The following is a 291-nucleotide window of genomic DNA, read 5'->3' as shown; positions in this document are numbered from 1 at the left end:
CTGGGGCGGTCGCCTCCTAAAAGGTAACGGAGGCGTGCAAAGGTTCTCTCAGGCTGGTCGGAAATCAGTCGTAGAGTGTAAAGGCATAAGAGAGCTTGACTGCAAGACATACAGGTCGAGCAGAGACGAAAGTCGGCCTTAGTGATCCGACGGTTCCGAGTGGAAGGGCCGTCGCTCAACGGATAAAAGTTACTCTAGGGATAACAGGCTGATCTCCCCCAAGAGTTCACATCGACGGGGAGGTTTGGCACCTCGATGTCGGCTCATCGCATCCTGGGGCGGTAGTACGTC

Annotated in this window: 1 rRNA gene (only partly in view); it reads left to right on the top strand. The window is 55.3% G+C overall.

The features are described from left to right. A 23S ribosomal RNA gene (locus tag AAFU51_18805) occupies window positions 1–291 on the top strand (its annotated part extends past both window edges: 318 nt to the left, 399 nt to the right); the annotation flags it as partial.

The organism is Bacteroidota bacterium (assembly GCA_039821555.1).
In the GTDB taxonomy this organism is placed as follows: domain Bacteria; phylum Bacteroidota; class Rhodothermia; order Rhodothermales; family Rubricoccaceae; genus JBCBEX01.
This window is presented reverse-complemented; position numbering and strand designations above follow the sequence as displayed.